We start from the raw sequence: 3,393 nt of genomic DNA, 5'->3' as shown, positions 1-3,393 counted from the left end.
CGTTTATGGCGTAACTGTGAGCGTAAGCTCAACACTAGTCTCATGATGGTTTCGTTAGCTTTTATCAGGTTACTTCTCAAAAGATACTAAACAGTTTCTTAGAAACAACGGTCATTCAGTTGTATACCAAGGGAATTACCACTGCTGAAATTGCCGAACTCATTGAGAAAATGTACGGTGCTCACTACTCCAAAGCCACGGTTTCCAACATGACTAAAGCCGTCAATGAACAGGTTCAAGCTTTCCAGCAACGTCGACTGGCTTCACAATATGCGGCCATCTTCTTAGATGCCACTTACTTGCCGTTAAAGCGGGATACCGTTCAAAAAGAAGCCGTTCATATTGCGATTGGCATTCGTCCAGATGGTACGAAAGAAGTGCTGAACTACCAAGTGGCGCCAACGGAATCGACTGGAATCTGGACTGAACTGCTGGGAACCTTGATCAAGCAGGGCGTTAAAGATGTGCTGTTGTTTGTGGCCGATGGGTTAGTTGGTTTGGATGAAGGCTTGAATCGGCATTTCCCTAAAGCCAAACGACAACGTTGCCTGGTTCATGTTGGGCGGAATCTGATGAACAAAGTTCGCGTAAAAGACCGCAAGGCCGTGATCAGTGACTTTAAACAAGTTCATCGGCCCGCCAACCGTGAAGCAACCGAACTGAAACTGAATGAGTTCGCCAACAACTGGCATCAGACCTATCCCAAATTAATCAAAGATCTGCTTAAAATGCCGAATTTACTCATTTTCATGGACTTTCCACCAGCTATCCGGCAATCACTCTACTCCACTAACCTGATTGAGAACTTTAATAAGCATCTCAAGCGCACCACCCACCACAAAGAACAATTTCCAACGGAAGATTCACTGGATCGCTTCCTGGTTTCTCAGTTTAATGTTTATAACGAGAAGTCTCTGAAGCGGATCCACCGAGGGTTCAAAGGACTCCAGGACACCTTGGAAGCATCATTTATTTAAGTTAGATACATATTATATGTACGAAGGCATTTCATTTACACAAGATTCTTGACGCTACCTATCAGATGGTTCAACTAGATAGTTAAGAATAGAATGCCCATAATTTATGGTTTCAATCAGTATATCGTAAATTATGAGCTTCTTTAAAGTGATTTCATTATGATGTATATGGCATAGTTGCTTTTCTTCGTGTTTAGGCTTACTATTTTGCAGTGCTATATTTCAATAATTAGCGTTGGGGGCAAGCAAATATGAATAAGCAACTAGAACGTGTTTCTTTTGCGGGGACACTTGTTACTTTAGGAATTGTGTACGGTGATATTGGCACTTCACCATTGTATGTTATGAATGCATTGATTGGTGACGCCGGTAAAATGGGAAATATTTCTCCCAATTACGTGATTGGATCGATCTCGTTGATTTTTTGGACATTAATGATCATTACAACGTTGAAGTATGTTGTCATTGCAATGCAAGCCGATAATAAGCGTGAGGGCGGAATTTTTGCTTTATATGCATTGGTTCGAAAAAATTCAAAATGGTTAATTTGGCCAGCCTTGATTGGTGGGGCGGCCATTTTGGCCGATGGAACATTAACTCCTGCAGTAACTGTGACTTCAGCCATTGAGGGATTAAAAAAACAACACCTTGGCCCTGTGGCGTTTAGTAATTCTCAACATAACGTCTTGATTATCACAACAGTTGTTCTACTCGTATTATTTATGATTCAACGTTTTGGAACAGGTGTGATTGGGAAATCCTTTGGACCAGTGATGATTTTATGGTTTGGCTTTTTGGCTGTCTTTGGAATCGTTAATCTAATCAATTATCCAATGATATTGAAGGCTATTTCTCCTTATTATGCAATTAGGGTACTATTCAGTCCAGTTAACAAAGTGGGAATCTTTATACTTGGAAGTATCTTTTTGGCAACCACAGGAGCAGAGGCTTTATATTCCGATATGGGTCACGTTGGCAAGCAGAATATTTATGTAACATGGCCACTAGTATATAGTACCCTATTTTTAAATTACTTAGGTCAGGGTGCTTGGATAATTAGACATGCAGGTGATACTGCTTACAGGAACTTATCGAACTTAAATCCCTTTTATGAAATGCTCCCCGGAACTTGGCGCCTAGTTGGCATTTTGCTAGCCACACTCGCTGCAATTATTGCCTCTCAAGCGTTGATTACGGGTTCTTACACTTTAGTCGATGAAGCAATTGGCTTAAAATTTTTACCTAGAATGGTTATTAGACATCCAAGTAATATAAAAAATCAAATTTATATTGCAACTGTTAACTGGATACTATGTATAATAACAATTAGTGTAGTCTGGTTCTTTGGTAGTTCACAAAAAATGGAGGCCGCGTATGGTTTAGCGATCACTATTACCATGCTTATGACTACTGTGCTTTTGCATGAATTCTTAAAGAAACACCTTTCTAAGGTAACAGCACTTATAATTGCCTTGTTTTTTGGTTTTATTGAGTTAATCTTTCTAATTTCAAGTTTGGTTAAGTTTATTCATGGCGGTTATGTTACGTTAACAATCATGTTGGGCATTCTTTATATTATGTGGCTTTGGTACTTTGGAAATAAACGAAGAGAACATTATGAGAAAGAAAGCGAGTATGTTTCACTTCTTGACTATCGTGATCAACTCTCTAAATTAAGCGCAGACAATACAGTACCTTTGTTCACGACTAACTTAGTGTATATGACTAAAATTAAGGGTGATTACCAAATTAGGCGTAGTACCATGTATTCTATTCTCGACAGACAACCTAAAAGAGCTAAAGTTTATTGGTTTGTTACAGTCAATGAAACCAATGCACCTTATGAAAGTAATTATACAGTTGATTTACTTGAGACGCATAATGTTGTTAACGTTCAATTTTACTTAGGGTTTAGGAAATCTCAATCCGTTAGTGTCTACTTACATCAAGTTGTAAATCATCTAGTGGAACAAGGTATTTTAGAACCACAAATACCCACGTATTCAACAGAGCGACAACGGAAAGTCGGCGACTTTAAGTTTGTTATTATAAAGGAACAACCAGCAGATTTAATTGTCAATGATAAGTTAAGCTCGTTAGATAGAAGATTGATTGGCGGGCGCATCTATTTGCAGAAAATTACGGCTTCACCTATTTCATGGTATGGTTTGGAGTTTAGCAATGTCATAGAAGAAAGTTCTCCGTTATTTATTACTCAAGATCAGGATCAATACTTAATCCAAAAGAAAATTTATCATCGAGGCAGATTAAGTAAGACTGAAAAATGAGTATGCAGTAGTTTAAGTGCAACAACTAAGTTAGAAAAATTATATTTAGTTTTAGGTAGATTGTAAAATTAATCCGAACGCTGTTCGGACAAAAAAGATCAGCTTCCTTTAAAATGGTGTTTACCACA

1 protein-coding gene and 2 pseudogenes are annotated in these 3,393 nt (G+C 38.3%); all 3 read left to right on the top strand.

The features are described 5' to 3' along the window. Positions 1–90, top strand: a pseudogene (locus tag QUF07_RS13515) (IS5/IS1182 family transposase); the annotation flags it as partial. Positions 91–98: 8 nt separating this feature from the next. Further along, a pseudogene (locus QUF07_RS13510) lies at positions 99–977 on the top strand (IS256 family transposase); the annotation flags it as partial. Positions 978–1,228: 251 nt separating this feature from the next. Beyond that, positions 1,229–3,265, top strand: a complete 2,037-nt coding sequence (locus tag QUF07_RS13505; protein WP_289427940.1) for a KUP/HAK/KT family potassium transporter — start codon at positions 1,229–1,231, stop codon at positions 3,263–3,265. Positions 3,266–3,393: the final 128 nt, after the last annotated feature.

Origin of the sequence: Lentilactobacillus sp. TOM.63 (assembly GCF_030361045.1) — a bacterium.
GTDB classification, from domain to species: domain Bacteria; phylum Bacillota; class Bacilli; order Lactobacillales; family Lactobacillaceae; genus Lentilactobacillus; species Lentilactobacillus dabitei.
This window is presented reverse-complemented; position numbering and strand designations above follow the sequence as displayed.

Excerpts from the sequence above, each read along its gene's own strand:
- QUF07_RS13505 (WP_289427940.1), top strand. The coding sequence starts at position 1,229 with ATGAATAAGCAACTAGAACGTGTTTCTTTTGCGGGGACACTTGTTACT.